Raw genomic sequence first — 25,164 nt, forward strand, 5'->3', positions numbered from 1 at the left:
GCAGGAACACCCACTGTGACGTAGTTTCACAGTGGGTGTTCAAATATGACCTGCGGGACAAGTAGTAAGGGGCTGACTGAAAATTCAAATGCTCCAGGGATGAAGGGCTATCTGTTTTTCCATGAATTCAATAAAACAGCGGATGCGTGGGCTAAGATGCTGCCTTTTTGCGTAAATTATATAGAGCGGCTCTCTGACAGGAGACTGGAATGCCTTCAAAAGCGGGATTAATCTTCCTTCTCTGATATCCCGGTGTACGTGGAAGTCAGCCAGCCGGACGATACCTTCTCCCTGAATGGCCAGATCGCGCAGCAAATCGCCCTGCGACAGGGAGGCAACCGGTTTCACCGGGAATATGATGCTCTGATTGTCTTCGGCGAATACCCACTGGTTCCAGTGACTATCGAAATTAAAGTGAAAACAGCGATGCTCCATCAACTCACGGGGATGGGAGGGTATGCCGTACCTGGTGATGTAGGCCGGCGAAGCGCAGGTAATCCACTGACTTTCACCGATACGACGGGCGATACGGGAAGAACTCGCAAGTACACCACCATAAATGGCCAGATCCAGCCCTTTATCAAAGTCATCCCGGTAAACCGGCCCCGTTTCAATATCAACGTTGAGGTCAGGGTAGGCGTCAATAAACTCGGGCAACCATGGAAGGATATGATAACGGGCAAAGGTAGTCATAGTACGGATTTTCAGCTGCCCGCTGACGCGTGATGGCATATCTTCAGCCAGTGAATCAGCCTCCGTCATTGCGTCAACGACTGCCCGGGCACTGTTAAGATAAACGTGTCCCTCTTCGGTCAGCGTTAACGTTCTCGTCCCGCGGTGGAACAGTCTTACCTGTAATCTGGCCTCCAGCCGGCTGATGAGTTTACTCATTGCTGAAGGCGTCAATCCGTTCGCCCGCGCGGCGGCAGAAAAGTTGCCGTATTCATAGGCCCATATGAATGCAAGCAACTGATTATAATTATCCATTAGTCCCCTGTCATTTATGTGAAGATATTTAGAGCTTCCGAGGCAGGAGCCTGAAAATTTTCATTTATATCGCCTGAACATCAGGAACGGCGCTGACCATTCTTCAACCGAAAGTAAGTTGCCCGTGATATGCCGGTTTTCTCCATCACCATCTTAATGGGAGTAGCAAGGTGAATAAGTTCCAGAGCCATTCCCGACCCTTGATGAGGCTTTCTACCAAACTTAATCCCTGCCGCCATAGCGACCACTCTGCCCTCGTTGGTACGCTCTAATATTCGTTCGCGTTCCGCCTCTGCAACGGCGGCAAGGATCTGAATAACCATTTTACCCATCGTTCCTTCAGTACTCAGCCCATTCTCCAGAAACCTGATGGCTATCCCTTTTTTATAACATGTGTCGACGATTTTGATCATGTCAGACGTATTACGGCCCAGTCGGTCCATTTTGGTACAGAGGATAATGTCCTCCTGTTCTGCACGGGCCAGCAGTCGTTGCAGTCCTTCGCGCTCGTCCGTAGCTCCCGACATCATATCCGTAAAAATGCGATCTTCCCTCACCCCGGAAGATTTCAACTCAGAAATTTGAGCAGTCAGTTTCTGATGGCTGGTCGATACTCTCGCATATCCCAGTAATGCCATATTGGTCTCACAAATCGATATTGATACTGTTTAGTATCATAAAGCATAAATCACGATTTTTGATACTTAATGCCGGGCTGATTTTAGCAGTCTCAAAACTTATAATATTTGAGACATACAAGAATTGAGTTCAATACCCGTTTACGAAAGGATGCGCAATGAGTGAGGACTTTCTGACCAGCGAACAAACAGAAAGCTACGGTCGCTATGTGGCAGAGCCAAATGAGGTTCAACTGGCCCGGTATTTTCATCTGGATGAGCGTGACCTTGCTTTTATTAATCAGCGACGGGGAAAACATAACCGGCTGGGGATCGCACTTCAGCTGACTACGGCGCGCTTCCTGGGAACGTTTCTTCCTGACCTCCTTCAGATTCCCTCATGCATCCGTTTTTACATTGCGGGACAGTTGAACATCAGCCGATCAGAGATCCTTTCCCGATATGCTGAAAGAGAAAATACCCGTTGGGAGCATCAGGGGCTTATCAAGCTCTATTATGATTATCATGATTTTGGTGATTTCCCCTGGACGTTCAGACTGAAGCGTTTGCTCTATACTCGCGCCTGGCTCAGCAATGAGCGCCCAGGCCTGCTGTTTGATTTTGCTACCGCATGGTTGCTGCAAAATAAGATCCTGCTACCCGCAGCCTCGACGCTGACAAGGCTGATTGGCGAAGTACGTGAACGGGCAAGTCGACGATTGTGGCGAATGCTGGCTTTGTTGCCTGACAGCTGGCAGAAAGCACAACTGGACGGTTTACTTGAAATACCTGAAGGGCAGCGTATATCGGTACTGGAGGAGATGCGAAAAGGTCCAGTTACTATCAGTGGACCAGCATTTACAGACGCTCTGGAGCGATATACCCGACTGCGTAGCATGGAGTTTTCCCGGCTGAATTTCTCCGGTCTGCCTGCCATCCAGCTACGCAATCTGGCCCGTTACGCCGGGATGGCTTCGGTGAAATACATATCAAGAATGCCTGAGGAACGGCGACTGGCCGTGCTTACTGCGTTTGTGAAAGCGCAGGAAATTGCGGCGCTTGACGAGGCCGTGGATGTGCTGGATATGCTGATTCTGGATATCACGCGTTCTGCGAAAAGTATCGGCCAGAAAAAACGGCTCAGGACCCTGAAAGATCTTGATCGTGCCGCGCTATTACTGGCACGGGCATGCACGCTATTACTTGATGAGAACACCGATGAGGCAGCTCTGCGGCAGGCTATTTTTCGCCGCATACCAAAGGACAAACTGGTCGAATCCGTCGGCAAGGTAAATGAGCTGGCGCGTCCGCAGGATACTCATTTTCAGGATGAAATGGTGGAACAATATGGGCGGGTGAAGCGCTTCCTGTCCGCGATGTTGCGTGACTTACACTTTCAGGCTGCCCCGGCCGGGGAGCACACGTTGTCAGCAATCCATTATCTGGCCGAACTGAATAGCTCAAAAAAGCGAATTCTCGACGATGCACCAGAGCACATCATTTCCGGTCCCTAGAAACGGCTGGTATACGACAGAGATGGCAGGATTCTACGCGCTGGTTACTCGTTGTGTCTTCTCGAGTGTCTTCAGGACTCTTTACGCCGTCGTGATCTCTGGTTGGAGAACAGTGACCGTTAGGGTGACCCGCGTCAAAAATTGCTTCAAGGATCTGAATGGCACGCACAACGGATCCCGGTATGTCGGGCGCTGGGTCATCCATCAGACGGAACTAAAGCAGCAGAACAACTGGCTACGCGGCTTGATGACACATGGAAATCAGTGGCTTCACGTTTTGCCTGCAACGCTGCGGTCAACATAAGCAATGAAGGTAAGCACCCCTCACTGACGATCAGCAGTCTGGATAAACTGGACGAGCCACCGGCACTGATACAATTGAACCGTCGGGTAAGAGAACTGATCCCACCCGTTGATCTGACTGAGCTGTTGCTTGAAATAGATGCCCGAACCGGTTTTACCCGCGAATTCAGCCACGTCAGTGAATCAGGTGCACGGGTGCAGGATCTCCATGTCAGTCTGTGCGCAACACTGCTGGCTGAAGCCTGCAATATCGGGCATGAACCTCTGATAAAGCATAATATTCCCGCGCTTACTCGCCATCGTCTGAGCTGGGTTAAGCAAAATTATCTCAGGGCAGAAACGCTGGTCAGCGCTAACGCACGGCTGGTTGATTTTCAGTCCACGTTGCCGCTCGCGGGGTATTGGGGAGGCGGGGAGGTTGCCTCCGCAGATGGTATGCGTTTTGTCACACCGGTTAAAACGGTTAATTCCGGGCCAAATCGTAAATACTTTGGCTCTGGACGCGGTATCACCTGGTACAACTTCGTCTCCGATCAATACTCCGGGTTCCATGGTATTGTCATTCCCGGTACGCTTCGTGATTCCATCTTTGTACTGGAAGGGCTTCTGGAAAAGCAGACCGGGTTGAATCCAGTTGAGATTATGACGGACACTGCAGGTTCCAGCGATATCATTTTTGGCCTGTTTTGGTTGTTGGGCTACCAATTTTCCCCTCGTCTGTCCGATGCAGGTGGGGCGATATTCTGGCGGGCAGATAAAACGGCACATTATAGTGCCCTGGATGAGCTGGCCCGGGGATATGTTGAGCTGTCGAAAATAGAATCCCAATGGGATGAAATGATGCGAATGGCGGGTTCACTGAAGCTTGGGACCATCCATGCATCTGAGCTCATTCGCTCATTGTTGAGAAGTAGCCGGCCATCAGGCCTGGCTCAGGCGATTATGGAAGTGGGACGGGTCAATAAAACGCTGTATCTTCTCAACTATATCGATGATGAGGATTACCGGCGACGCATACTCACTCAGCTCAACCGGGGAGAAGGACGTCATGCTGTGGCTCGAGCCATTTGCTACGGACAACGTGGTGAGATCAGAAAGCGCTACCGAGAAGGTCAGGAAGATCAACTGGGTGCCTTGGGCCTGGTGACCAATGCTGTAGTGCTGTGGAACACACTTTACATGCAGGAGGCGCTGTCACATCTTCGAAAATCGGGGGAAACTCCTGAGGAAGAGTATCTGGCAAGATTATCGCCGCTGATACATAGCCATATAAATATGCTGGGTCATTATACGTTTTCGTTATCGGAAGACATTCTTAATGGCGAACTAAGACCTTTAAATTTCAATATAAACAATGAATTAAACTCTTAACGTGGTTTTTTACATCATTGGCCCTCGAACCCCAATAGCTGCGTCTAATACCGCTACACTTACCATTTTTTGACATATGGCAGCCACGTAAGAGCAAAACACAGCAAGCTGGGCGTAGTGCCACTTAGCGGGGTGACAGCCCCAACCCCTTGCCCCGCAAGGGCTGGCAAAAAGTGGAGCACTATTCCGCGCAGCTATTTAGGACTCAAGGTTTTGAGGGGGATTATCTGAGGACAAGCTTTGGCGGTGGCCCGACCTTGGTACTGCCTGCAATGTGTGGTTATATTTGAAATACTTAACAATCCCCCAAGGAATCAACATGACTCACCCCTCCATGAAGGCCTTAGTAGATTTGCTCAGTAAGTCCCCCATCTCACCACCACCAGAAAAATGGCAGGATCTGGAATTCCATGTTCAGGGCGTTTATCAGCAACTACTCGATATTCAAGGTAACAAGGCCATGGTAGCCCGTAATGTGCAGATTTCAGGTAAAGAAGGCAGCAGTTATCAGATAGACGTTTATTACGAATTTGAGATGGCAGGTATACGTCATCGCGTTGCTGTGGAGTGCAAAAACCGCTCCCGCCCCCTGGAGCGAGATAGCGTATTAGCCTTTCATGCCAAGATACACCAATGCTGCCTGAGCCATGGGATTATCGTTTCCTCAGGTGGTTTTCAGAAAGGATCGCGCGAGTTTGCTGAAAAAAATAACGTTACGCTCATGGATTACTCAGAGCTGCCATCCATTGGCAATCTTCTTGCTCGAAGGCTGACAAATGTAGTCATTCCCGATGAGGACACGATAGGTCAGCCTTTCTGGGCTATTTTTGATACCGAGGAATATTCACCATTTGGGCATATTGACACGAAGAACGAAATCATGACAGCCTTTTTGTTCCTTTCCAGAACTCATACCCAGCGGTTTCTAAAGGGCCAGAACTTAGGCACTAAATGGCAGGTTAGGGGAATGGCTCAGCGACATCTCTCATGCTATATCCTAACCTGTGATGCGTTTAACGCAAGATATGTCATTGCCCGGCCTAGTTATGCTGCTGGCGTGCCAGCAAATCAGTTCTTGTTCGATGAAATCCGGAGAAAAGACTTAATCAGTGATTTTTACGAGGGCATTGATTTGCCAAAGGAGCCAAATACCGCGCCCGGGTACCGATCAATTTTCAGGAAAAAATTAGTTAGATAAAATGGTTCTGTGACATAAGAGGCATAGCGAAAGCTCTCACATAATCCATAATGAATAAAAGTGATTATGCTATTCCTGAGATCCTTTACCGTAATATGGCAGATGAAAACAATTTTCCACCTCCAGCAGACTTGACGCATAAAATAAAGTCTTGGCTGGAGCTTTAAAGTCAACTGCCAGACAGTCAGATTTACCTCTTGGATACCATATAAATCTACAGTGTCAATGTTCGCTTCCGGCACTGAGCAGACCGTTAGATCTGGCTGCTACGTTGCCAGTAACATTACTGATATTGTCTGGTGCCTTTATCATTGACGGAATCATGCTGCATGATTGGGTCATCATGCTCCCGCCCAAAAGTTTTTTTATTTCTGAAAATGGATATCTGGTTTTTTCTCGCCGCAGGTTCACACGGGTGACAGTGTGAGTGGTTCAACTGTCACTCCCGGAGAACCCAATGACCTGGAAAACCACACCAGAACAAAATGCCATCATCGAATGGCGGGGCGATCAGCTTGTAGTCAATGCGTTTGCCGGTACCGGTAAAACCACCACGCTGGTACAGTTTGCGCAGGCGAACCCGGACAGTAAAATGCTGTACCTTGCCTATAACAGAGCCATCCGCGACGAAGCCGAACAAAAATTTCCCTTCAACGTTGAGTGCAAAACTTCCCATCAACTGGCCTGGTCGCGTTTCGGCCGACATTTCAGGAGCCGGCTGACTGCAAATCTGCGTATTACCGATGTGGCCCGGAAACTGAACACCCGGCACTGGCCGCTGGCGCGTCTGGCGCTGACGGGACTGAATACATTTCTCTGTAGTGCAGAGCCGGAACCCGGCATTATCCATCTGCCAGCAGAGGATGAGCGTCATGGCCTCTCTGCAGATAAAATTCTGGGGGCCATACAGGTTCTCTGGTATGAGGTAAGTTGTACCGAATCTGATTTCCCGATCACGCATGATGTTTATCTGAAGCTTTTTCAGCTTTCCGGCCCGAATCTTGCCAGTAAGTGGGACATCATCCTTTTTGACGAAGCCCAGGATGCCAATCCGGTCACCAGTGCCTTTGTCCTCAGCCAGCCCTGCAGGGTCGTGCTGGTTGGCGATCGCTACCAGCAGATTTATCGCTTTCGTGGCGCGGATAACGCGCTCAGTTCTCTCCAACTCGAACAGGCCGACAGGCTTTGGCTGACTAACAGCTTCCGCTTTGGCCCTGCGGTCGCACAAATAGCGAACATGCTGCTGGCCATGTCCGGAGAGGAGATGAAAGTCACCGGCAGCGGTGAGGATGATGAAGTGGTTGCTCATCTGCCTGCTGACGTCACTCATTACTCCGTGCTCAGCCGGACGGTCTCCGGTGTGATTGGTGTCGCGCTTTCCGCCAGCCTGCAGGAGAAAAAAGTCTTCTGGGTGGGAGGCATTGAAGGGTACAAAACGGAAGCGCTGGAAGATCTTTACTGGTTCTCTGCCGATATGCCCGAGCGGATGCAGTCCCCTCGTCTCGGTCAGAATTACCGGGACTTTGAGGAATATTGCGCCATTGCGAAGGCGACGCAGGATGTGGAGATGAATCAGGCCATCCGGTTGCTTGATGAGTATTTTCCGCTGCCGCAAAAGCTGGCCATCATGCGCCGGCAGGTTGTGACGCATGAAAAGGATGCGCAGGTCACCGTGTCTACTGCGCACCGCAGTAAGGGACTGGAGTGGGAAGTGGTCGTACTGAATGAGGATTTTTGTGACATCACCGATCCGCTACTCTCTGTAGAAGAGCGACAGGACGAAACAAATCTGCTGTATGTGGCCGTGACCCGCGCTCGTAAGACACTGGTGCTGAATGAGCTGATGCTGTGCCTGAAGGCAGGTGAAGAACAGAAAGCTTGCGAGCAACCTGCAACGGGTGACGTGGAGAACGATGGGGGAGATGCGATGCTCCCATGCTAAATAAAATCAAAACTTTTTTGTCGCGTACGCCGCCTGTCACAGAGCCAGCCGGCAGACTCCCTGTTTCGGTGCCGACGGGTTATTTCTCTCCGGTTAAGGCTGAAGGCCTGGTCATCACTGCATTACGCCAGGATGCCCTGCAGAAAATCCGGGAAAATAATGCGCTGTCGGGCGAGGTATATCAGCGACTTTATCTGGCGCCGGTGTACTACCTGCTTGAACGAACTCAAAACGTACCGGCGGCACCTGACGGCCGGTGGGCGTATGCAGGAGGATTTGGTGATTTAAGCCTGCGTTTTACCGCTTATGCTGTCAGGCTCGCCCGGGGGTATATGTTTCCGCCAGGGGCGGCGCCGGAAGAACAGGCTGCTCAGGGCGTTATCTGGCAGGCCGTTATTTTCTGGGCCGCATTGTGCTATCACCTGCCGTTACTGGCCAGTATTGAAGGCGAAACCACCGGTGGCGTCAGCTGGCAACCGGGCATATCTGCGCCGGATGCGCCTTACCGCTTCCGGTTTCGCCATTTTCCCCCAAACGCGCATGATGCTTCTGCTCTGTCGGCATTGGCCGCCGGTCAATTGATGCCAGCGGAAGCGATAAACTGGCTTTCAGGTAACTCCGGGGCGTTGCTAAGTCTTGCCTGTGCATTCCGCAATGGTTCTCCAGATATGCCTCTTATCAGGACGTTGCTCGACCAGGCCGCAGAGAAGGTTGACTCACCGATGATGCAAAAAGCTGCCGGTGAATCTTCGGTTTCGGTAGCGGCGATATCTGTTAATACTGGCATCCCGCAAGGAGAAGAGTTATCGATTCAGGCAGTGGATAATTCAACCTTCACAGTAGTGGATTCGGTCGTTCCGGAATTGATGACGTCCCTGACTGATAAATATAATGGGAATATCAGACCGCTACTGGATATGGCGAATGAGCCGGAACCGCAGCAGGTGCAACCAGATAATTCCGTTCCAGCTACAGGCAAGGAAGACGCGGATATGTTGCTTAGTTTATTTTCAGTAGAGCCGGGCATTGAAGCTCCGGAACCGTCTGATATTAAAGACTCTACGGTTGAGGATGAAACTGCGGGGCATGGGGAAGAAGCCTGCAAGATGGAAGACACTTCCCGGAATGATCATACAGATTTGCCTGCGACCCGGGAACAGCGGGTTCACCAGGTTCATGCTGAGAATGAGCGACCAACGCGGGGTGAGCAGTTTCTCACCTGGTTAGCTGAAGGGATGGCAGCTGACAGGATCACCGTCAACCAGCATGATTCGCGAGTACATTCGGTAGCCGGTTTTATTTACCTTCTGGTACCTGACATCTTTTTCATTTTCCTGAAAGAAACCGGAAGCAACTGCAACCGAGAGCAGATACAAATCTCCTTTGAAAAGCTCCAGCTCCATCGTGTTCGCAAAGGGGAACGTTTTACCAGGGCGAGGCTGTACAGCACGGAGGACAAAGAGGGGAAATTCCGCAATGTTAACGGCTATCTTATCAAGGCTAATCGCCTTAAAGGAGGTAAACCACCAGAGGACAGCAGGCTTCTTTTCTTTCCACAGGAAAGACAACATACAGGGGTTTCAACACGGAAAGATTCTTGATATGAGGGAAAATAATATGGATGAAATAACCTGGGATGAACTGCTTGATGATTATTTTTTCGCTCACTCGCTGAGGCCAGACTCGGAATGGAGCTACGAAAAAGTCGTTAAAGGATTCAAACGTTATTTCGGTCAGGTTCCTCCGGCGCAAATTACTCATCGGCAGGTGCTGGAGTGGCGGCGTTATCTGCTAAAAGATAAAAAACAAGCGGTGGCAACGTGGAACAATAAAATTACCCATCTGAGCGCTCTTTATAATCACGGGATGGAAAGCAAACTTCTTGTCGTGGAGAAAAACCCCTTTAATAAAAGCAAAGTGCGGAAGGATAAAAAGGGAAAAAAAACGCTTACGCGACAGCAGCTGGTTCGCGTTTATCTTATCATGCAACAATTCGAAGAAGCAGAACGGGCAGGGCGCGGTAACAGGAGAAGGCGCAATGCACTCCGGCCAATGTGGTTCTGGCTGACGGTTCTGGATGCTTTAAGGTATACGGGGATGCGGCTTAATCAGCTGCTGCATATCCGGCTTAGGGATATCAATCTCTGCGAGGGCTATATGGATCTGTGTCTGGAAGGCAGCAAAACGCACCGCGAGTGGCGGGTGCCTGTTGTCAGCGCGTTAAATCCCCGCCTGAGACATCTCGTTGCTAAATCAGCAGCGCTGGGCGCGGGCAAGAACGATTATCTGTTTGATGTAAACAGAATACTTTTAAACAAGAATGTTCTCTGGGATGCTGCTCAGGTGCATCAAAAGCTTCGGTCGTTCTTCCGGCGTCTTTCAAAAGAATGTGGTTTTGCCGTCTCACCGCATCGCTTTCGCCATACTCTGGCAACCGAACTGATGACGTCGCCGGAACGAAATCTTATGCTGGTGAAAGATTTACTGGGACATCAAAGCGTCAGTACAACAATGGAATATGTGGGGCTTAAGATGGATATCGTCGGAAAAACGCTGGAGGCCGAAATGTCTCTTCACACTGATGTTGCAGCAGAAAGGAACTTACAGCTGTTGACACAGATGTAATTGACTGAAATTATGTACGGTGATCGAGAAAAGGGAACCTGCTTGAACAGGTTCCCTTCTTGAGGGACACATTCTGAATATCAACCAGTGCAAGCGCTCTTGAACACCGGAGGAGATTCTGTATGAACGGCCCCTGTATTTTCCGCCCGTTAAGATTCTCATCTCTTAACCAGCGTGCTTTGATGCAAATTAGTGGTGCCCGGACTCGGAATCGAACCAAGGACACGGGGATTTTCAATCCCCTGCTCTACCGACTGAGCTATCCGGGCAACGGGGCGCATTAAACCGTAAAGGCTGCCCGCCGTCAACGGCTTTGTCATAAAAAAGCGTTAAAGCGTGACTGACTGCCTGCTTTTCAGACAGTCAGCCTGAAAGTTATGCAAATCCATTCGGGACAGCCTGTCTTTCAGGCTTCCGTCGTGTGCGCTTTCTTTGCTAAAGAGCACGTGAGCCTGTGCGGTACGGGAGCGGCGCACTTACAGTACAGGACGCTGATTAAACGCACCACCGCGCTTACGGCTCAGCGCGCCGCTCTGAGATCGCAGAAGGCTTCCGTGTTTACAGTTTAGCGCGCCGCTCTGAGGCCGCAGAAGGCTTCGGCGCTTACGGCTCAGCGCACTAGCTCAGTGCGCCATTCTTACGGCATAGCGCGATACTCAGCACGTCTTCCGCCAGCGAACGGGCCGTCACCACTTCCTGCACGTTGCGTTTCACCAGCAGCCGGCTCAGGCAGCCCTCCAGAATCAGCTCCATCTGATGAGCGAGCAGTTCCGGGTTATCGGTTTCCAGCTGGGTCAACAGCTCGTGGGTATATTGCCAGGAAGCGCGCTTCTGCTGTTCGGCAACCTGATGGATAGGGTGGTCCGGCTGCGGATAAAAGCTGCACGCGGCCACAAACAGGCAGCCGGGATAGCGGTTATTGTTAACGGCCTCCTCCAGCACCTGATAACGCGCCAGCAGCTTGCGTGCTGGCCCCATAGTGTCATCCAGCAGCAGCTTGCGCCGCCAGATATCAACCTGCTGGCTGTGATAGCGCAGGGCGTCATAGAGCAGCGCCTCGCGGTCGGGCCAGTAGCGTTGCAAATCTTCCTGTTGGCAGGCTGCCGCCTCCGCCATCATGGCGAAAGAGGTGGAGGGGGCCAGCCCGTTCTGCTCGAGTACGTTCAGTGCATGCTCGAGTACCTGTTCACGTTGCAAGCGACTCTCCTCTTGAATGCATTACTTTACGGTCGCGACCGTAAAATTCTTCTCTAGTGTCGTTTACTGCGACAATTTCTGCAAATGCTCCCGGAAGGCTACGGCATCCATAAAACCGGTCACGCGCGAGCCGGGGATCTCTTTGCCGCTGGCGTCAAAAAACAGGATGGTAGGCAGCCCCAGCACGTTCAGCCGTGCCAGCAGCGCTTTGTCTTCTGCATTATTAGCCGTGACGTTCGCCTGTAACCGCTGCGTTTTATTCAGCGCATTCTGTACCTGCGGCTCGCTGAACGTATATTTTTCAAACTCCTTACAGGCTACGCACCAGTCGGCATAGAGATCCAGCATGGTGATGCCGTTATGCTGCTGCAACGCCCGATCGAGCTGGCTGACGGTGGCGATGCGCGTAAAGCTTAACGTCGTGTGGCTTGCCGTTGCAGGCGCGCCGAACGCCCAATCCTGCAAAGGACGGGCCGCGACCAGCGCCGCCGCCAGCATCAGGATCTGCCCCAGGCGCAGCCAGCCGTTAGCGGATTTCAGGCTGATAAAGGCCCAGCCGAAGAAGGCGACGGCCAGCAGGCTCCACAGACGCAGTCCCCAGGCGTCGCCCACCACGCGCTCAAGCAGGAAGACCGGCAGCGCCAAAATCACGAAGCCAAAGCCTTCTTTTACCGTTTGCATCCACGCGCCGCTTTTCGGCAGCAGGCGGTTGCCGAACAGCGTCACCAGGATCAGCGGCAGCCCCATGCCCACGGCGTAGAGCCAGAGCGTGCCCGCCCCGGCCAGCATGTTGCCGCTTTGCGCGATATAAAGCAGGATGGCGCTGAGCGGCGCGGTAGTACAGGGCGAGCAGATCAGACCGGCCAGCGCGCCCATCAAAAAGACGCCCGGCAGCGAGCCGCCCTGCTGACGATTGCTTAACAGCGTTAGCCGGGTTTGCAGCGCAGAGGGGAGCTGGAGCGTAAACAGCCCGAACATTGACAGCGCCAGCAGAATAAACAGCACGGAGAGGCCAATCAGCACCGCTGGCGACTGCAACGCGGCCTGAAAACGCAGCCCGGCAGCGGCGACGATCACGCCCAACGCGGTATAGGTCAGCGCCATACCTTGTACATAGACCATAGCCAGCGCAAACAGGCGCTTCAGCGAATAGCGACGGTTGCCACCAAGGATAATCCCGGAGATCAGCGGATACATCGGCAGCACGCACGGCGTAAAGGCAACGCCGATGCCGATCAGCAGCGCCCACAGCGGCGAGAAGGGCAGTTTATGATCCGGTTGCGCGGGTTGCCCGACGAGGGCATCGGTCTGCGTGCCGGAGGCCGCATTGCCTGCATCGGTCTGCATAGCGGAGGCAACATTGCCTGCATTAGTTTGCGCATCCGAGGCCGCATTGCCTGCATCGGTCTGCATAGCGGAGGCCGCATTGTCTGCATTAGTTTGTGCATCCGAGGCCACCTTGCCCGCATCGGCTTGCGTACCGGAAGCAGCATTTTCTGCATTAGTTTGCGTATTGGAAATCGCGTTACCTGCCTCAGTTTGCGTGCCGGAGGCCGCGCTTTCCGCATCCGCTGGCGGCTGGCTGGCGGCCGTCACTTCGTTCAGCGGCACGCTGCGGGTTTCCGGCGGATAGCAAAAACCGGCGGCGGCGCAGCCCTGCCAGGTTACGCTGAGCGTCGCGCCCTTTTTCGCTTCCAGCAGCGTTAAAGGCACCGTCAGGCTGTCGGGATAGATTTCCGTTTTGCCGTAAAACTCGTCTTCATGCGGTTTGCCCGCGGGCAGCGCCCAGTCGGCCAGCTTCGCGCCCTGTGCGGTCAGGGAGATTTGCTGGCGATAAAGGTAGTAACCGGGCTTCACCGTCCAGCTGAGCGTCAGCCGATCGGCCCGCTGGCTGAAATCAAAGCTGAAGGCCTGGTCGACGGTGCCGAAGTGGCTGTTGGCGTTGTTGCCAAACAGCGAGGCGCTGGCGCCCGTACTAAAGAAGGCGATCAGCGCCAGCAGCAGGCAGGTTGTGATGCGTTTCATCATGACAGGGATCATTTTTCCACTACCGATATAAACCAGAAAACAGGCAGACTCCGACGCGGCGGAGATCTTATGCAAGGCGCAGACTATATCACGGCCTGGCGGCTGCGGCTGTTGCAGGATGTCGCACTGGAAGCAACGGAAAGGGTGTGGTTAAGGCGGGGTTTAACCAGGCGGGCCGTCAGCGCAGCCCGCCCTTATCGCTACAGGAACAGATTGGCGAAGAGAAAGCCAAAGGCGACCGACAGCGCAATCGCCAGCGTGCCGGGCACGATAAAAGAATGATTAAAAACGAATTTTCCGATGCGTGTCGAGCCAGTATCGTCCATTTCCACGGCGGCCAGCAGCGTAGGATAGGTAGGCAGCACGAACAGCGCCGAGACGGCGGCGAAAGAGGCTATCGCGGTATGCGGCGACACGCCCAGCAGCAGCGCCGCAGGCATCAATGCTTTGGTGGTGGCGGCCTGCGAATAAAGCAGGGTGGAGGCAAAAAAGAGGATCACCGCCAGCATCCATGGATAGTCGCGCAGCAGGCTGCCGGCAAAATCCTGAATTTCGTTGATATGCGCTTTGACAAAGGTATCGCCCAGCCAGGCGACGCCCATCACGCAGATGCAGGCGCTCATGCCGGAACGGAACGTGCTGGCGGAGAGGATCTTTGCGGTATCTACTTTACAACTCAGGCAGATCAGCGCCGCAATGGTCAGCATAAAAATCACAATAGCTTCGTTGCGCGGCAGCACGGGGTTCTGGATCAGCCCAACGGTTTCGCTAATCGCGGTAGCGTAAAGCACGACGGCTATAATGCCTATCAAAAACAGCAGTACGGATAGCTTCGCGCCCGGTTTCTCTTTAAATACCGTTTCGCCGCGCAGCGTGACTTCGCCCTTTGCCAGACGCTGCTGATAAACCTGATCTTCATGCAGCTCTTTGCCCAGAAAATTGGTGATCATCGCGGCGATGAAGATCGCGACCATCGTGGAAGGGATCGCCACGGCCAGCAGGCCCAGATAGCTGACGCCCTTCGGTTCCAGAATGCCGGAAAGGAACACCACGGCGGCGGAAATAGGCGAGGCGGTAATGGCGATTTGCGAGGCGACTACCGCAATAGAAAGCGGGCGGGAAGGGCGAACGCCCTGTTCCTTCGCCACCTCGGCAATCACCGGCAGCGTGGAGAATGCCGTATGGCCGGTGCCGGCCAGCAGCGTCATTGCGTAGGTCACCAGCGGCGCCAGAAAAGTGATATAGCGCGGATGCTTGCGCAGCAGGCGTTCGGCCAGGCTGACCAGATAATCCATTCCGCCCGCGACCTGCATTGCCGCAATAGCCGCGATCACGCCCATGATGATTTCAATCACATCGAACGGGATTGCACCTGGCTTAATCTGAAACCCCAGCGTCAGGATCAGCATGCCCACGCCGCCAGCGAAGCCGATGCCGATGCCGCCCAGTCGCGCGCCCAGATAGATCGCCGCCAGCACGACAATAAGCTCAGGTAAAATCATAGTTTGCTCCCCTGGTCTGTTTGGTTATGAATTGGTTGATAGCATGTAACTTGCGGCATAAAAAAAGGCACGTCGTTCTGTGAACCAACGTGCCTTTTTTCGCTTACCGCGGCGGATTACTCTTCATCGGTGTAGCGTTTCGCTTTATAAACCGGATACATCAGGTTCTGGGTCGAGAAAATGTCGTCCAGCTCCGTTTCGGTCAGCAGGCCGCGCTCCAGCACCACTTCGCGCACGCTTTTACCCGTTTCGGCGCAAATCTTGCCGACGATATCGCCGTTATGGTGGCCGATATAAGGATTCAGATAGGTAACGATGCCGATTGAGTTAAAGACGTAGGCTTCGCAAACCGCTTTATTGGCGGTAATGCCGTCCACGCATTTCTCCAGCAGGTTGGCGCAGGCGTTGGTCAGGATAGACACCGACTCAAACAGCGCCTGGCCGATGACCGGCTCCATTACGTTCAGCTGGAGCTGGCCCGCTTCTGACGCCATCGTCACCGTCACGTCATTGCCGATAACCTTAAAGCAGACCTGATTAACCACTTCTGGCACGACCGGGTTGACCTTGGCAGGCATAATAGAAGAGCCGGCCTGCAGTTCCGGCAGGTTGATTTCGTTCAGGCCGGCGCGCGGGCCGGAAGAGAGCAGGCGCAAATCATTACAGATTTTCGACAGCTTCACCGCCAGGCGCTTCAGCGAGCTATGCACCATGACGTAAGCGCCGCAGTCCGAGGTCGCCTCGATCAAATCTTCCGCCGGTACGCACGGCAGATTGCTGACTTCCGCCAGCTTCTGTACGGCCAGCTGCTGATAACCATCCGGCGTGTTAAGGCGGGTGCCGATAGCCGTTGCGCCCAGGTTAACTTCCAGCAGCAGCTCGGCGGTGCGCAGGATGTTTTTGATCTCTTCCTTCAGCAGCACGTTAAACGCGTGGAATTCCTGGCCCAGCGTCATCGGCACGGCATCCTGTAGCTGGGTACGGCCCATTTTCAGGATGGTGTTGAACTCAATGGCTTTACGCTCGAAGCCTTCGCTAAGGTTGCCGATAGCGTCCAGCAGTTGCAGGATCGAGCTGTAAACCGCGATGCGGAAACCGGTAGGGTAGGCGTCGTTGGTGGACTGGCATTTATTGACGTGATCGTTGGGGTTCAGAAACTGATATTCCCCTTTCTGATGGCCCATCAGCTCCAGGCCGATATTGGCCAGCACCTCGTTGGTGTTCATATTGACCGAGGTCCCGGCGCCGCCCTGATAGACATCAACCGGAAACTGATCCATACATTTGCCGTTAATCAGCACTTCATCGCAGGCTTTGATAATGGCGTTGGCAACATTACGGGGAATGGTTTGCAGCTCTTTATTGGCCATCGCGGCCGCTTTTTTTACCATCACCATGCCGCGAACAAAGGCCGGAATATCGCTGATCTTACTGTTACTGATATAGAAATTTTCGATCGCACGCAGCGTATGAACACCGTAGTAAGCATCCGCCGGAACTTCTCGCATACCTAACAGGTCTTCTTCGATACGAATGTCGTTAGCCATGAGCACCTTCTTGTGATTGCTGCCGGTTATACTAGCCAGAGTCAGAATGATCCATGAGTCGCCATCAGTCCGGGACCGATATGTTAACGTTTTGCGTCATCAGGAGCATCACTATATTCGTTAAAATATTGACGCTTTTCACTTTATCGCGAGGTTTTTTTGGCCGTCGTGTTGCCGTTGTTTATCTGACGAGGCGGCAGGGAATTTTCCGCTGACGGTTGAAAAGACGGGGCGACGTGCCCATCTTTAATCGATACGATCCTTTTTTCGCCGCTATGCCTGGCGCATGGCGGCTCTAACCGACAGGAGACTGCGGTGCGCTGGTTACCGTTTTTAGTACTTTTTGTTCTCGCCTGGATTGAGATCACTATTTTTATCCAGGTTGCCCATGTGATGGGCGTGCTGCTGACGCTGCTGCTGGTGGTGTTCAGCTCGTGCATCGGTATTTCGCTGGTGAAAAACGAAGGCATGAAGAACTTTATGCTGATGCAGCAAAAGCTGGCGGCGGGGGAAAGCCCGGCGGCAGAGATGCTAAAAAGCGTCTCGCTGATCCTGGCCGGTTTTCTGCTGCTGCTGCCCGGCTTTTTTACCGACTTCCTGGGCCTGCTGCTGCTGCTGCCGCCGGTGCAAAAACACCTGACGCTGAAGCTGATGCCGCACCTGCGTAGCTGGCGCGGACCTGGCGCGGGGCCGGACAGCGGCTATACCGTGGACGGCGAGTATGAGCGTAAAGACACCACGCTTATCGAACACGACGACAAGCACGACAGGCAGTAATCTTCAGAAAGGCGGGCAACCCGCCTTTTCTTTTATCCGCCGTTTCGCTGACTGTTATTTGTGCAGTTGTGACGCAGAAGCAAAATTTTTATTTTTTACCCCTTGAAAGGGTCGGGCGCTGTCCCTATCTCTTGCGTCACGAGGCCGGTGCCAGTGAAGCCCGGCATTCATCCCAAAATGACTGATTGGACTTCTCAAAGGAGAGCTATCAATGAAAATTCGTCCATTGCACGACCGTGTTATCGTCAAGCGTAAAGAAGTGGAATCTAAATCGGCTGGTGGCATCGTTCTGACCGGCTCAGCAGCAGGGAAATCTACCCGCGGCGAAGTGCTGGCTGTTGGCAATGGCCGTATCCTGGAAAATGGCGAAGTGAAGCCACTGGACGTAAAAGTCGGTGACGTCGTGATTTTCAGCGAAGGCTACGGTGCGAAAACTGAGAAAATCGACAACCAGGAAGTGCTGATCATTTCTGAAAGCGACATTCTGGCAATTGTTGAAGCGTAATTTACGTAACTCATTGAACGAAACGAATTTGAGGGATATTGATAATGGCAGCTAAAGACGTAAAATTTGGCAACGACGCTCGTGTTAAAATGCTCCGCGGCGTTAACGTACTGGCAGACGCAGTAAAAGTAACCCTGGGCCCGAAAGGCCGTAACGTAGTGCTGGATAAATCCTTCGGCGCACCAACCATCACCAAAGACGGCGTTTCCGTTGCACGTGAAATCGAGCTGGACGACAAGTTCGAAAACATGGGCGCGCAGATGGTGAAAGAAGTTGCCTCTAAAGCGAACGACGCAGCGGGCGACGGCACCACCACCGCCACCGTGCTGGCACAGTCTATCATCACCGAAGGTCTGAAAGCCGTAGCCGCGGGCATGAACCCGATGGATCTGAAGCGCGGTATCGATCAGGCCGTTATCGCTGCGGTTGATGAGCTGAAAAAACTTTCCGTTCCTTGCTCCGATTCCAAAGCCATTGCTCAGGTTGGTACTATCTCCGCTAACTCCGATGAGAGCGTGGGTACCCTGATTGCTCAGGCGATGGAAAAAGTGGGCAAAGAAGGCGTGATCACCGTTGAAGAAGGCACCGGCCTGCAGGACGAGCTGGACGTGGTTGAAGGTATGCAGTTCGATCGCGGCTACCTGTCTCCTTACTTCATCAACAAGCCGGAAACCGGTGCGGTTGAGCTGGAATCACCGTTCATCCTGCTGGCTGACAAAAAAATCTCCAACATCCGCGAAATGCTGCCGGTGCTGGAAGCTGTGGCAAAAGCAAGCAAGCCGCTGCTGATCATCGCTGAAGACGTTGAAGGCGAAGCGCTGGCGACTCTGGTGGTTAACACCATGCGCGGCATCGTGAAAGTGGCTGCGGTTAAAGCACCTGGCTTCGGCGACCGTCGTAAAGCTATGCTGCAGGATATCGCTGTGCTGACCGGTGGTACCGTTATCTCTGAAGAGATCGGTATGGAGCTGGAAAAAGCGACGCTGGAAGACCTGGGTCAGGCAAAACGCGTTGTGATCAACAAAGACACCACCACCATCATCGATGGCGTGGGCGAAGAGTCTGTGATCTCTGGCCGCGTAACGCAGATCCGTCAGCAGATCGAAGAAGCGACCTCTGACTACGATCGTGAAAAACTGCAGGAGCGCGTAGCGAAACTGGCAGGCGGCGTGGCCGTGCTGAAAGTAGGCGCAGCAACTGAAGTTGAAATGAAAGAGAAGAAAGCTCGTGTTGAAGATGCTCTGCACGCTACCCGTGCGGCAGTAGAAGAAGGCGTGGTTGCCGGTGGCGGCGTGGCGCTGGTGCGCGTGGCGGCTTTGCTGTCCGAGCTGAGAGGCCAGAACGAAGACCAGAACGTGGGTATCAAAGTTGCGCTGCGCGCAATGGAATCCCCACTGCGTCAGATCGTTTCTAACGCAGGCGAAGAGCCATCTGTGGTCGCTAACAACGTGAAAGCGGGCGACGGTAACTACGGTTACAACGCGCAGACCGAAGAATACGGCAACATGATCGACTTCGGTATCCTGGACCCAACTAAAGTTACCCGTTCTGCGCTGCAGTACGCGGCTTCCGTTGCGGGCCTGATGATCACCACCGAGTGCATGGTCACTGACCTGCCAAAAGCTGACGCGCCAGACTTAGGTGCAGGCGGCGGCATGGGTGGTATGGGCGGCATGGGCGGCATGATGTAAGTCGGCACCCAGCCCCTGAAAGAAAAAAACCTGCCAGCGATGGCAGGTTTTTTTATGCCTAAAAGCCGATGCGAAAGCCCAGATTGGCGGTCAGAGGGGATTCAACAGCACGCCCTTTTTGATAGGTGAGTTCGCTATACAGTGAAGCATCCCTGGCAAGGCTGATATCGATCCCCGCGCCGTAGCTTCCTGCGCTGGCGTTAGCGGCATCGTTAAAATCCCAGCGATCGTTCAGCCGGACTTTAGCGGATTTGGCGAGTCCGTGCGTTACGCTGGCCTTCAGGTAAGGATCAAGCACGGCTTTACCGAGCCGGACGCGTTTACCCATCTGCAATCCTGTTTCGGCCTGCACCAGGGATGGCTGATAAATTTGCGCTCTCATGCCGTTGCTCAGCGTCATTTGGCTTCCGTCAGCCCGAAAAACCATCATTCTGGCAAAAGGCTCCACCCAATAGTCATCCGCCAGTACGATATGCCAGCCGCCCTCCAGTGCGCCGCCCAGGCCGTACTGATTGTAGCCGCCGCTGACCGCCACGCCGTCGCTCATGCGCGTGTGCAGCTGGCTATTAAAGCGGTTCATTTTGATTGTCGTATCCAGATACAGGCCGCTATCGGCAAACCAGCTGGCGTACGCCCCGATACCGTAGCTGTCAATCTGGCTGTTGCCGCCACGAACATCCCTGACGGAATTATTGGTGATGGAGGCCATTACGCCGACAAGCAAGTTGCCTTGACCTGCCGCAACGGCTTTATCACCGCCCAGTTCAAAGCCGTTCTGGCCCAGCTTCCAGCGGCTCGTCGCGCTGTTTATCCGGGTATTTTGGTGAAGATAACGCCCCCAGAGTCCGCCATCTCCGGCTTCCCGGCCACGAAGATCGCCCCGACGCTGACGCAGGTTTTGCAGTTCGTTAGTAAAAATAAGCCCTGGCGCCGCAGCCATGTTCAATACGGCATCTGCCGAAGGCGTAAGCGAAGGCTGCGGAGGGTTATCAGGCGCATCGGGCGCGTCAGGCGTATCGGGCACGTCAGGCGTATCGGGTGCATCAGGCCGGGCGCTGTTAGCCAGATACCATGCATTATCTTTCTGGATCAGATCGTACTGCCAGACGCCCGCATCCACTTTCCCGCCATACAGCGCAAACAGCGCCGTATTGGTCGGTCCCTGCACTACCTTGAGCATGGCGTCTGGATCGTCAGGCTCCGCACCGCTGTTCGCCACGCGCAGTAAAAACGTGCCATAGAGGTCGCGGGTAATATTGAGCATATCGCCCTGCATCTTCTGCAAACTGGTATTCAGCGCAAACAGGCCGGCGCCGGTGAGGCTGTCGATCGTTAAGGTATGATATTTATCATTCGGGTCAACATCCGGCATCAGAATCGAGCCGCCGATAAATAACAATTGTTTAATGTGATTATCCGCCGTCATTTTCCACTGCGCGCTTCGGCCGATCTCCAGCGTACCCACACCGGTTATATTGCCTTCCAGCTGGCTGGCGCCGCTTAAAAGAACGTTCACCCGGCTGCTGTCATCCGCAAAAATATCACCCCTGGCATAAATGTTATAGAGTGAGAAATCCACCTGGCTATTATTAAGCGCTTCCAGCAGCTTACCTTCTTTACTGGTGACAGAAGGGGAGCCTGACGAATAATTGTTGCGGAGGGCGATGGCGGCATTACCCTGGTTAACGCTGAAAACGGCTTTCTGTGCGTTGATGGAAGAGTCGCTGACGTCAAACTGGGTTTTATTTTCTCCCGTTATAAATACGCCAACGTTGTTGCTGTTGATAACGGAGTGTTGACTGACGAAAACATTAGCGCCTTCCACATGCAACGCCCCGCAGCCGTTGATGGCGGCGCTCCCCGCATAACAGGCTATTTCATCGCCGTTGCTGGCGGTATTTAACGTTGAGTTATAAATGATCATATCGCTGTTAGCGGCTTCGAGCGCCGAGGCTGCCTTAGCCGACAGTGTGGAGTTGCTGATAAACAAATTGTCCAGCACGCCGTCGTCAGCGCTGTTACGCATTCTGATCGCCGTTCCGTCGCTGGTAATAACAGAATTCATAATATCAACGTTATCGACATCCTGAAGCAGGATGCCGGTGACGCCTATCGCCATTGCGCCCGTATAATCACTGGTGCTGTTGATATCAATCTTTTGCAAAATGGCGGAATCAGTATTTCTGATATCCATCACCGCAAAGTTATGGTTATTAAGTTTACTGTTTTCAACAATCAGGCTGCCGCTATAGACAGATAAAGGGGAAACTCGTCCCTGTCCATTAAAAACGTCGTCCTTAATGGTTACCGTTTTATTATGGTTATTTTGTCCGGTCCTGATACTGCCGTTTACGACAGAGGCATTAATATAAATGTCACCCAGACTGGCTGAGGAGAGCGGCCTGATATTTCCGGTATAGGTACTGTCAGAAAAAATAATATGGCTGTTATTGCTGTCTATATCGCCTGAAAAGATCGCATTGCTGTTCAACGACAGCGTTGAATCGCTAAACAGATGCGATTGCGGCGAGGGGGTAAACCCCGCTTCCGCGTTGCTGATGGTTAAGCTGCCGCCATTGGTAACGTTAAAAAGGGTTTCTTCGCTTTGCGGCGTATAAATATAAACATGCTCGTTATTAATGTTGACTATATTAGGGGCGCTAAAGGCGAGAGGTAAGTAATTTGTTAAAATTAATAAGCTGCACCCTGTGCCAACGAGTTTCAGTTTTTTTATTACCGGTGTTGAAAACATTGTGATGCCTTAAGAAATAAAGGAGAAAGCGTGGTGGGTAGGATTTATTTTATTTATAATAACATCCCTTTTCTTATTAAATTAAACCGGCATTCAACGCTATAAAGAATAATCCTAAACATCATCGGGTTGCGACGGCATCTTGCAATGGGTATGTATATAAAATGCGATAGTTATGAAAACTAATATTGGCATTTTATGATCAAGCAGGCGCTTTCCCCTTTCTTTTGCCATGCCCGTCGACTCTTTTTTTCATCGGCGCAGCAGAAGTTCAGGCGTATCGCCGATTTTATGTTAATCTGCGGATGAGTCTGTTAATAATAATGGAGATTAAAATGCGGATTAACGTCTTGCTGGGGCTCTCTGTCGCGGCGGTGCTGCTGGCGGGCTGTAGCAGCTCTACCAAACTGAGTTCAGCAGGTGAACGCGTCACCTTCACCGACCAACAACCGGCAAGCAGCTGTCAGCTGCTGGGCAACCTGACCGGCTCACAAAGCAACTGGCTGAGCGGTGCGGGCGGCGGTGAAAGCAGCTCTCTGCGCGGCGCGGCTAACGATCTACGCAATCGCGCGGCGGAAATGGGCGGCAACGTGATTTACGGCGCAACCAGCCCAACGCAGAACATTTGGTCAAGCTTCGCGCCGCTGGACAGCAAAATGAGCGGTCAGGTTTATAAGTGTCCCTGAGGCGTTAGCAGCACGGATTACCCGGACAGGAGAAGATTGCCGCTTCTCCTGTTTTTTTATTGCTGACGCAGCTGCAAATCAAGCGGCGTTTTGCTTGGCTCGCCGCCAATCTCCCTTGCCAGCTTCGGCACCATATAGCCGGAAACCTGGCTCAGCAGTTCCCGCATAATATTCCTCGCCTGCTCGTCGGAAACGTAGAAGTGCGCCGCGCCCTGGACTTTATCCAGCACGTGCAGATAGTAGGGCAGGATCCCGGCGTCGAATAGCGCGTTACTGAGCTCCGCCAGCGTGGCGGCGCTGTCGTTGATGCCGCGCAGCAGCACGCTCTGGTTCAGCAACGTGACGCCCGCTCGCTTCAGCTGCCGCATGGCTTCCCGCAGCTCGTCGTCAATCTCGCGCGCGTGATTGATATGGGTGACCAGCAGCGTTTGCAGCCGTGTCTCTGCCAGCCGCTGGCAAAGCGCAGCCGTGATACGCGCAGGGATAACCACCGGCAAACGAGTGTGGATACGCAGCCTTTTCACGTGCGGGATCTGCTCCAGCTCGGTTATCAGCCACGCCAGCTCGCTGTCTTTCGCCATCAGCGGATCGCCGCCGGAGAAAATTATTTCATCCAGTTGCGGCTGCTGTCGGATATACTCCAGCGCCTGCTGCCAGTTGCGCTTGTTGCCCTGGTTATCCGAATAGGGAAAATGACGGCGGAAGCAGTAACGGCAGTTGACGGCGCAGCCGCCTTTCACCAACAGCAGCGCGCGATTATGATATTTATGTAACAGACCCGGCACTACGCTGCTTTGCTCGTCGAGCGGATCGGTACTGTAACCTGGCGCATCGATAAACTCCTGGCTTTGGGTGATCACCTGGAGCAGCAGCGGATCCTGTGGATCGCCCTTTTGCATTCTTGCCGCAAAAGCGCGCGGCACGCGCAGAGCAAAAAGACGGCGCGCGTTGGCGCCGCCCCGAAGCTCAGGATGTGAATCAAGGCCTAAAAGCTGTAATAATTCATCAGGGTCGGTGATTACATCTGCAAGTTGATGCAACCATTCTTCTCGCGAAGGGGTATTTAGGGTTACAATGTGTGCCATTTTTTTGGCTAAGTACCAGTATTAAATTGTAGAGGGCCTTTATGGCGACTTATTCTAGCAACGATTTCCGTCCCGGTCTTAAAATCATGTTCGAAGGCGAGCCTTATGCCGTCGAATCCAGCGAGTTTGTTAAGCCAGGTAAAGGCCAGGCGTTCGCACGTGTGAAAATGCGTCGTCTGCTGACCGGCACTCGCGTTGAGAAGACCTTTAAGTCTACCGACTCCGCCGAAGGCGCAGATGTAGTAGATACCAACCTGAACTACCTGTACAACGACGGCGAGTTCTACCACTTTATGCACCCGGAAACCTTCGAACAGCACCCTGTCGAAGAGAAGACCGTTGGCGACGCGGCAAAATGGCTGCTGGACAACGCAGAGTGTATCGTGACGCTGTGGAACGGCAAGCCGATTCAGGTTCTGCCGCCAAACTTCGTTGAGCTGGAGATCGTGGATACCGATCCCGGCCTGAAAGGCGATACTGCCGGTACCGGCGGCAAGCCAGCCAAACTTTCTACCGGCGCGGTAGTGAAAGTGCCTCTGTTCGTACAGATTGGCGAAGTGATTAAAGTAGACACCCGTTCGGGCGAATACGTTTCTCGCGTAAAATAAGTGGTATGGGCCTGCCTGCGCGGGCCCTTATTTTTTCCCGCCCCATAAACCGCCTCTTTTATTGCTGTCACTCTAACGGCCTGCGCGCTGAGCGCAATATTTTCCACGGCTTCGGTAAAGACGCCCGGCACCCGGGCGGCGTCATCTCACACGCTGTCAGCTGAGTTCCCGTCTTCCTTTCCGCCTCGCCAGACGCATTCGCGAAATTACGACTATGCTTAACACGCTG

At 53.1% G+C, this 25,164-nt stretch carries 17 protein-coding genes, 1 tRNA gene and 1 pseudogene; 10 read left to right on the forward strand and 9 right to left on the reverse strand.

Going from position 1 to position 25,164, the window contains the following annotated elements; all coding sequences use genetic code 11:
• Positions 1–84: 84 nt before the first annotated feature.
• Entirely contained in the window at positions 85–987 is a 903-nt protein-coding gene (locus tag AB3U87_RS11070; RefSeq protein WP_144274001.1) for a LysR family transcriptional regulator, read from the reverse strand.
• Positions 988–1,067: 80 nt separating this feature from the next.
• Positions 1,068–1,625 carry a recombinase family protein gene (locus AB3U87_RS11075; protein WP_371057195.1) on the reverse strand — a complete coding sequence of 186 codons (558 nt, stop codon included), beginning with the start codon at positions 1,623–1,625 and terminating at the stop codon, positions 1,068–1,070.
• Positions 1,626–1,783: 158 nt separating this feature from the next.
• On the opposite strand from AB3U87_RS11075, the pseudogene AB3U87_RS11080 reads away from it, so the two are divergent.
• The 5 genes and pseudogenes from AB3U87_RS11080 to AB3U87_RS11100 all read left to right on the forward strand — a co-directional run bounded on the left by AB3U87_RS11080 (position 1,784) and on the right by AB3U87_RS11100 (position 10,557).
• Positions 1,784–4,792 (forward strand): annotated as a pseudogene (locus AB3U87_RS11080) (Tn3 family transposase).
• 319 nt (positions 4,793–5,111) lie between these two features.
• Complete coding sequence (locus tag AB3U87_RS11085; protein WP_394148999.1) at positions 5,112–5,990, forward strand: restriction endonuclease; 879 nt, start codon at positions 5,112–5,114, stop codon at positions 5,988–5,990.
• A 457-nt stretch (positions 5,991–6,447) separates the two neighbouring features.
• Entirely contained in the window at positions 6,448–7,932 is a 1,485-nt protein-coding gene (locus AB3U87_RS11090; protein WP_394149000.1) for a UvrD-helicase domain-containing protein, read from the forward strand.
• Positions 7,926–9,533, forward strand: a complete 1,608-nt coding sequence (locus AB3U87_RS11095; RefSeq protein ID WP_394149001.1) for a TraI domain-containing protein — start codon at positions 7,926–7,928, stop codon at positions 9,531–9,533. The genes AB3U87_RS11090 and AB3U87_RS11095 overlap by 7 nt, the downstream gene beginning before the upstream one ends.
• 16 nt (positions 9,534–9,549) lie before the next feature.
• Positions 9,550–10,557 (forward strand): tyrosine-type recombinase/integrase, encoded by a 1,008-nt coding sequence (locus AB3U87_RS11100; RefSeq protein WP_394149002.1) that lies wholly within the window; start codon positions 9,550–9,552, stop codon positions 10,555–10,557.
• 193 nt (positions 10,558–10,750) lie between these two features.
• Here AB3U87_RS11100 and AB3U87_RS11105 read toward each other — a convergent pair.
• The 5 genes from AB3U87_RS11105 to aspA all read right to left on the reverse strand — a co-directional run bounded on the left by AB3U87_RS11105 (position 10,751) and on the right by aspA (position 16,831).
• Positions 10,751–10,826: transfer RNA gene (locus AB3U87_RS11105), tRNA-Phe, on the reverse strand.
• Positions 10,827–11,175: 349 nt separating this feature from the next.
• A complete protein-coding gene (gene dicD / locus AB3U87_RS11110; RefSeq protein ID WP_253455949.1) occupies positions 11,176–11,754 on the reverse strand; it encodes a division control transcriptional repressor DicD in 579 nt (192 codons plus the stop codon).
• 63 nt (positions 11,755–11,817) lie between these two features.
• Positions 11,818–13,794 carry a protein-disulfide reductase DsbD gene (locus AB3U87_RS11115; protein ID WP_394149003.1) on the reverse strand — a complete coding sequence of 659 codons (1,977 nt, stop codon included), beginning with the start codon at positions 13,792–13,794 and terminating at the stop codon, positions 11,818–11,820.
• 188 nt (positions 13,795–13,982) lie between these two features.
• Positions 13,983–15,284: an anaerobic C4-dicarboxylate transporter gene (locus AB3U87_RS11120; RefSeq protein WP_301253285.1), complete on the reverse strand. Its 1,302-nt coding sequence runs from the start codon at positions 15,282–15,284 to the stop codon at positions 13,983–13,985.
• A 116-nt stretch (positions 15,285–15,400) separates the two neighbouring features.
• Positions 15,401–16,831 (reverse strand): aspartate ammonia-lyase, encoded by a 1,431-nt coding sequence (aspA, locus tag AB3U87_RS11125; protein ID WP_253455939.1) that lies wholly within the window; start codon positions 16,829–16,831, stop codon positions 15,401–15,403.
• A gap of 315 nt (positions 16,832–17,146) precedes the next feature.
• On the opposite strand from aspA, the gene AB3U87_RS11130 reads away from it, so the two are divergent.
• The 3 genes from AB3U87_RS11130 (at position 17,147) to groL (ending at position 19,804) form a co-directional block, all read left to right on the forward strand.
• The gene (locus AB3U87_RS11130; protein WP_253455937.1) at positions 17,147–17,608 is read left to right on the forward strand and encodes an FxsA family protein; all 462 of its coding nucleotides are present in this window, start codon (positions 17,147–17,149) and stop codon (positions 17,606–17,608) included.
• A gap of 211 nt (positions 17,609–17,819) precedes the next feature.
• The gene (locus AB3U87_RS11135; protein WP_125290273.1) at positions 17,820–18,113 is read left to right on the forward strand and encodes a co-chaperone GroES; all 294 of its coding nucleotides are present in this window, start codon (positions 17,820–17,822) and stop codon (positions 18,111–18,113) included.
• A 44-nt stretch (positions 18,114–18,157) separates the two neighbouring features.
• The gene (groL, locus tag AB3U87_RS11140; protein WP_125290274.1) at positions 18,158–19,804 is read left to right on the forward strand and encodes a chaperonin GroEL; all 1,647 of its coding nucleotides are present in this window, start codon (positions 18,158–18,160) and stop codon (positions 19,802–19,804) included.
• A 58-nt stretch (positions 19,805–19,862) separates the two neighbouring features.
• Here groL and AB3U87_RS11145 read toward each other — a convergent pair whose 3' ends face one another.
• Positions 19,863–21,998, reverse strand: a complete 2,136-nt coding sequence (locus tag AB3U87_RS11145) for an autotransporter outer membrane beta-barrel domain-containing protein (protein ID WP_394149004.1) — start codon at positions 21,996–21,998, stop codon at positions 19,863–19,865.
• Between the two features lie 893 nt (positions 21,999–22,891).
• On the opposite strand from AB3U87_RS11145, the gene AB3U87_RS11150 reads away from it, so the two are divergent.
• Positions 22,892–23,242 (forward strand): DUF4156 domain-containing protein, encoded by a 351-nt coding sequence (locus tag AB3U87_RS11150; protein ID WP_253455934.1) that lies wholly within the window; start codon positions 22,892–22,894, stop codon positions 23,240–23,242.
• 56 nt (positions 23,243–23,298) lie between these two features.
• On the opposite strand, the gene epmB is transcribed toward AB3U87_RS11150, so the two are convergent.
• The gene (epmB, locus tag AB3U87_RS11155) at positions 23,299–24,327 is read right to left on the reverse strand and encodes an EF-P beta-lysylation protein EpmB (RefSeq protein WP_253455932.1); all 1,029 of its coding nucleotides are present in this window, start codon (positions 24,325–24,327) and stop codon (positions 23,299–23,301) included.
• Between the two features lie 41 nt (positions 24,328–24,368).
• On the opposite strand from epmB, the gene efp reads away from it, so the two are divergent.
• Positions 24,369–24,935 carry an elongation factor P gene (gene efp / locus AB3U87_RS11160; protein ID WP_125290277.1) on the forward strand — a complete coding sequence of 189 codons (567 nt, stop codon included), beginning with the start codon at positions 24,369–24,371 and terminating at the stop codon, positions 24,933–24,935.
• The last annotated feature ends 229 nt before the right edge of the window (positions 24,936–25,164 follow it).

The sequence above is a fragment of the Erwinia plantamica genome (assembly GCF_043420595.1).
Taxonomy (GTDB): domain Bacteria; phylum Pseudomonadota; class Gammaproteobacteria; order Enterobacterales; family Enterobacteriaceae; genus Erwinia; species Erwinia aeris.